Genomic DNA, 6,636 nt, shown 5'->3' with positions numbered 1-6,636 from the left:
TGTGAACAGACCTGAAGCTTTCAGCGCCATGAATTCGATAAATAGCGGTCCAATATCGGACCTGCCTATCTGTAACATTAAATCTGTTACTTACCGCCGAAGAGCTTTCAGACAAAGCGAGTTCAGCTATTTTGAGCTTGAATGCTCGGTGATGTTTGGACATAAAAAGACCCCCAGTAATTGGAATGTCCAACTATTGGGGGTCACTTCACATTGCTCGGTTTTTTTATGTACAATATGCCAACTTGCTAATTAATTAAACCAACTTAATTATTCTAACGTTACCCGCAGCTCTCTTGATTGGGCAACCCCTTCCTGCCGATGCTCGAATCCAGAGTAATCTACTTTTACACCGCTAAATTCAAATGCATAACCCCCCGTTTTGCCTTCTGAATCTATCATAGCTAATAGGGCGTTATTGTCTTTACCTGCAAAGTTAGTATTCTCGTACTTAACAAGATACTTAGCTTGAGCACCATCATAATATACGCAATACCCTACAAATAATTGATTATTATCATCATCAGTATAAATAACCCAACCAAATGAGCCGTCTAGCCCCATTGAACGCTGAGTCCATGCACGAGCAAAATGTGCCTCAATGCCTCCACTTTGAGGATATTGCATTGTCCCTTGCATAGTACCACTTGTTTTATAACGCCATGTTTTGTTGGTGTTATTCACAATTTCAGGCACTATCTGCGTTGAGGCATTCCCTTCATTTTTTAGTATTTCAAACGCTGTATCGGCTAATTGAGTAAATACATCGGATACTGGTCTTCCATCGATTGATACATAAAGTGAACTCATTTTCCTTCTCCTAGTAAATTTTTAGCTAAACCCTCATGGTTCAGTTAAATAGTAAGATGGAGAAATTCACTTGTGTATTACAGATTATTACATGGCTTGAGTACAGAATGCTGTGCAGCAGACATAAAAAAACCGAGCTCGTTGGCTCGGTTTATTATTGGATAGTATTACTCTTTAATCTTCGCCTTTAACGAAAGTGCTTCTTCTTGCACTTCTTCTGGACCATTTTCGATCACATCTTCAATGGCTTGTAATGCAGCATCAAAGTCGTCGATTTCAATATATGCCCTTGCAAGGTCTAGTTTTGCTGAGTATCCGCCACTTTCGGCATCAACATCTGTTGGGTTGTCACCTGCGAGTAATTCATTAAAATCACTAAGCCCTACATCCATATCAACCTCATCGTAAGGTTCATGGTCTAATGCTTCATCGTCGCTTTGCTCAAGTAACGAGTCAATATCAACAAACTCATCGCCTGTAGACTCAGGCTCTTGAGCTGCTGATACATTATCCTCAGGCTCTGGCTGTGCGTCGTTTTCAATCTGCAAGTCTTCATTTAACAGTGCGTTAAAATCAACATCAAACTCACTGGCATCTGCAATGTCGGCTTCATCTGGCTCTGCTAGCTCATTTAGCAGCGCATCAAAGTCTGTTTGAGTTAAATCAGCCATGAAATCATCGTCGATTTCATCATCAGATAGCGTAGTTAAGTCATCACTGCCCACAATTTCTGATTCAATGTCTGCGATGGTGTCAGCTTCGTCTTCATGTTCAAGCTCAATATCGTCAAGGTCTAGCTCAAACTCCGCTTCGCTCTCAAGGTTATCGCTATTATCTGCAGCTGTCGGCAGCTCAGACTCAGCACTTGTACCCACTGCATCATTTGACTCTGTTAAGTCATCTTCAGATTCTAGAGCATCTTGCTCAGTAAACTCATTATCTAGCAACAACTCATCGTCAAAGTCATCCTCTAACTGATTAAGTTCATTACCACCCGCCAGTGAATTTGCAAGATCTTGCTCTGCCTGACTTGGCTGTAAAGATAAATCGTCTTGGAACTCATCTATTGAGTCTTCTGACTCAAAACCAGCATCATCTAACTCAAGTTCAGGATATTCATCAAGTTCTTGACTCGGTGTAACTGTGTCTTGAACGAGAGGCTCATCTTCAACGCCTAGGTCAAATTCATCTGTTAGTTGATCATCTGCAAGAGGATCGTCACCTAAATCTATTTCAACTTCTTCAATATCTTCTTGAGGTTCATCATCAATAGACCAGTCTGGAGCTGCTATATAATCATCTTCGTCTTCACCTATTTCACTTAATAATTCATCAACACTTTTTAGTGATGGATCATCAAATTCATCCAGTGAATCTTCGTCATCTAGTAGATCATCGGTGTCTTCGTTAAACTCGTGATTAAGCGCTTCATCAATATCGACTAAATCAGAAGCCACTGACTCAACATTCAAGTCATCTATTGCTTGGTCTGCATCAGCTAGATCTTCTAGTGACTCTTGTAAACTCTCATCGTGTTCTTGGCTTTGGGCATCATCATGACTTAAGTCATCTATCTGAGCTTGTGTGTCCTCTTTAAGTTCATTAGCCTCTTGAATTAACTGTTCAAGCTCATCATCTGAAACAGCTTCATCATCATCTTCTTCCAGTAGTGAGTCTAAGTCGCCCATATCTAAAGAGTCAGCTAACTCGTCCTCAGAACTGCTTGGCTGTGCTTGTTCAACTTCATCAAGTAAAGAATCTATATCGTCTTCTTCAAGTGCATCTTCTGAATCACTTTCTTCAAGATCACCTTCGTCGATTAAAGAGTCAATGTCATCGGTATCAAGGCTATCTTCATCGTCTTGCTCGTCGACTAGCTCATCAACCGCAGGCTCTTCAGCTGCTGCATCTTGCTCGGCTACATCGTCAATTAAAGAGTCAATGTCATCGCTAACAAGGCTATCATCATCGTCTTGCTCATCGACTAGCTCATCAACCACAGGCTCATCTGCTGGTGCGTCTTGCTCGGCTACATCGTCGATTAAAGAGTCAATGTCATCGCTATCAAGGGTATCGTCATCATCTTGCTCGTCGACTAGCTCATCAACCGCAGGCTCTTCAGCTGGTGCCTCTTGCTCGGCTACATCGTCGATTAAAGAGTCAATGTCATCGCTATCAAGGCTATCGTCATCGTCTTGCTCATCGACTAGCTCATCAACCGCAGGCTCCTCTTGCTCGGCTACATCGTCGATTAAAGAGTCAAGATCATCGCTATCAAGGGTATCGTCATCGTCTTGCTCATCGACTAACTCATCTACTGCCGGCTCTTCAGCTGGTGCATCTTGCTCGGCTACATCGTCGATTAAATAGTCAATATCATCGCTATCAAGGCTATCTTCATCGTCTTGCTCATCGACTAGCTCATCAACCGCAAGCTCTTCAGCTGGAGCCTCTTGCTCGGCTACATCGTCGATTAAAGAGTCAATATCATCGAGATCAAACGTATCGTCATCGTCTTGCTCATCGACTAACTCATCAACCACAGGCTCTTCTGCTGGTGCATCTTGCTCGGCTACATCATCGATTAAAGAGTCAATGTCATCGATATCAAGAGTATCTGAATCGTCTTGCTCATCGACTAGCTCATCAACCGCAGGCTCTTCTGCTGGTGCCTCTTGCTCGGCTACATCGTCGATTAAAGAATCAATATCATCGAGATCAAACGTATCGTCATCGTCTTGCTCATCGGCTAAATCATCAGCCTCAACTTCCTCTGCGGTATCATCTATTGACGCATCAAGGTCGTCTTCGTCTAACTCATCTTCGTCAATTAAGTCATCAATATCACTTTGCTGTGCAGGCTGTTCGTTTTTAGTTTCTTCTATTAACGAATCAATATCATCAGAGTCGTCTTCTGCTTGTGTATCATCAATTAGACTATCAATATCGAAATCGTCTTCATCAATGAGTTCTGCTTCAACATTGCCTGTTGTAGGCTGTTCATCGGCAGCATCGAGTAAGTCATCAATATCATCTAAATCAACGTCTTGGTTATCATCTGCACTCGCATTTTGCTCATCAATTAAACTATCAATATCAAAATCATCTTCAGCAAGCTCTTCACTTAGAGCCGCCATATCTTCATTTGTATCATCAAGTGAATCATCTGCATCATTGTCGAACAAGTCATCAATATCGTCAGCACTTAAAATATCGCCAGATAAGTCAGTATCTGACTGTTCACTATCCAGATCTATTTCATCACCTAAACTATCGTCTGTTTGGTCAAAATCTTGCTGTAAAAATGCATCCAAATCATCGTCGTCAACGCCCGCTGTCGACTCATCAGCAAACTCAATATCATCGCTAAGCAAACCGTTTAGTTCATCTTGATTTAATACGCTATCGTCGTCCTCGAAACTATCATCAATACTGTCGTCGAAAATAATATCATCGTCTGGCAGCATATCTTGATCGTCATCTAATCGGACACTTAGTTCGTCATCATCGTCTGAGGGCTCAGGGACAAGTGGATCAGTTTCTACAATTGGATCAAGATCATCATCTGGCGTATGGACAGGGCTTTGCGGTAAAAACTCATCGTCATCAATATCATCGGTTTCGCTGCTATTGCGTTTTTTCAAGAACATCACAACGGCTGCAATTATCAGCAAAGCTGGTAGAAACATTAAAGCACCGAGAACAAATGGGTTACTCAGAATAGACGAAAAATTAAACCCACTGTCCTCTTCAATCTTTTTTGCTCTTTGCTGCTCTATAATTTCGTTTTGTTTGGCTATCAGCTCTTTAAGCTGCTTTTGGATTTCACTGTCTTGACCAAGTTGATCACGAACAGTCTCAAGCTCCTTAGATATACCCGTTAACTGTTTTTTTAGTTTGTTATTCTCTTCTAAAATTTCTTCTACATTCTCGACCGACGATTTAAATTGCTTTTGCAACTCAACAAGCTGAGTGCCTTGCTCTGCTTTGATCGTATTTATTTCTTGTTTAAGCTCTTGTTTTGCTTCGTCTACATCGACTTTACGAGCCTGCGTTACATTCTTTTGTGATTCATTTATTTCAGCAGTCGTTAACGTGCCGTTTTTCTTTTTTTCCCATAATTCATCATCTTGCTCTGAGCGCGCTTTTGCTAACGTGGGATTGACCGCACGCATCTCTGCAATTGTTGGGATTTTAAGGTATGCGCCATCGCGCATATGATTAAGGTTTTGGTCTAAAAAAGACGACGGATTTTTGTCATACAATGCTTGCATGACTTGGTAAATAGAAACTGAGTTATCAGGACGAATTTTTGCGGCGATACGCCATAACGTATCAGTTGGCTTTATTGGGCCAATTGATCGCCCTTGCTCACCATAGTCGACCCCTTTAGGGCCTTTAAGTGTGGAGCCTTCATCAGAGTATGTCGGTGTAACCACCAATGCAGACGCTAATATGAAGAGTGTTGCTAAACCGCGCATGCTGATCCTTTATGTTTTAAATGTTAACGCAGCAACCTTGGTTGCTTAAACATCAAGTAATTCTTGCAGAATTGATTCTTAATTATGCTTTCTTGCAAGCTCTATTCCAGCTGCAGACTATAAACCAGATGCTAGGCAATATCCATCGCAACACTTTGAAAGTAAATAGCTTAAATATCTACGGCTGAGAGTTTTATTTATTGTTATTGTTAAGTTTATACGCTTTTACAGCGTATGCGGCAATAATTTGGCAGTGAATTCACAAAAAAAGCGGCAAATTGCCGCTCTCTTTCACTTATAGCTCAGCCAAAATCATCAGATTTACAAATAATTTGCGATTAGCTCTTCAGCAATCTGCACACTATTTGTTGCCGCACCCTTACGTGTGTTATCACTAACAACCCACATATTTAAACCATGTGGATGCGAAATATCGGCACGTAAACGCCCTACATACACAGTATCGTTGCCGCTAGCGTCAGACACTGCTGTTGGGTAATCCGCTAAGTCTTCAATAAACTCAACACCTGGTGCATCGTTTAATAGCTGCTTCACATGTTCGATATCTACCGGCATACGCGTTTCAATATTAATCGCTTCACTGTGACCAAAGAACACAGGTACGCGAACACAGGTAGGGTTAACCACTACGCTGTTGTCACCTAGGATTTTTTGTGTTTCGTTCACCATTTTCATTTCTTCACGTGTATAACCGTTATCTTCAAAGCTGTCGATTTGCGGGATCACGTTAAAAGCGATTTGTTTAGGGAAAACAGCATTATCCATCGGGCGCGCATTCATTAAGTTTGCTGTTTGCTTAGCAAGTTCATCAACCGCTTCTTTGCCTGCACCTGATACTGCTTGATAAGTTGAAACATTAATGCGGTCAATACCATAAGCATCATAAATTGGCTTTAACGCCACCAGCATTTGAATAGTTGAGCAGTTAGGATTTGCAATAATATTGCGGTTTCTGAAATCAGCTAAACTCGATGCATTCACTTCAGGAATGATTAATGGCACATCGAAGTCATTACGAAAGTGTGAGGTATTATCAATTACCACACAGCCAGCATCTGCCGCAATCGGTGCGTATTTTTCAGAGACACTACCGCCTGCTGAAAATAAACCAATGTGAGCTTGGCTAAAATCAAATTCTTCAACATCGATTACTTCAATGCTTTCACCGCGAAATTGAATTTCTTCACCAGCACTGCGGCTGCTTGCGAGTAAAAATAATTGGTCAACTGGAAACTTACGATCTTCTAGGGTTTCGATAATTTGACGACCCACTAAACCAGTGGCACCTAATACGGCTACATTAAATTTTTGCGACATGTGTTTT

General features: G+C 41.4%; 3 protein-coding genes. All 3 read right to left on the bottom strand.

Translation table 11 applies throughout. The features are described from left to right. Positions 1-270: 270 nt before the first annotated feature. The gene (locus AAEU31_RS02425) at positions 271-810 is read right to left on the bottom strand and encodes a hypothetical protein (protein WP_421966301.1); all 540 of its coding nucleotides are present in this window, start codon (positions 808-810) and stop codon (positions 271-273) included. Between the two features lie 167 nt (positions 811-977). Then, a complete protein-coding gene (locus AAEU31_RS02420; RefSeq protein ID WP_421966300.1) occupies positions 978-5,291 on the bottom strand; it encodes a FimV/HubP family polar landmark protein in 4,314 nt (1,437 codons plus the stop codon). 321 nt (positions 5,292-5,612) lie between these two features. Then, positions 5,613-6,629 (bottom strand): aspartate-semialdehyde dehydrogenase, encoded by a 1,017-nt coding sequence (locus AAEU31_RS02415; RefSeq protein ID WP_135924112.1) that lies wholly within the window; start codon positions 6,627-6,629, stop codon positions 5,613-5,615. Between the last annotated feature and the right edge of the window lie 7 nt (positions 6,630-6,636).

The organism is Pseudoalteromonas thalassia (genome assembly GCF_049257215.1).
GTDB lineage: Bacteria > Pseudomonadota > Gammaproteobacteria > Enterobacterales > Alteromonadaceae > Pseudoalteromonas > Pseudoalteromonas lipolytica_C.
The sequence above is the reverse complement of the archived record's forward strand: the minus strand, read 5'-3'. Positions and strand labels throughout refer to the sequence as shown.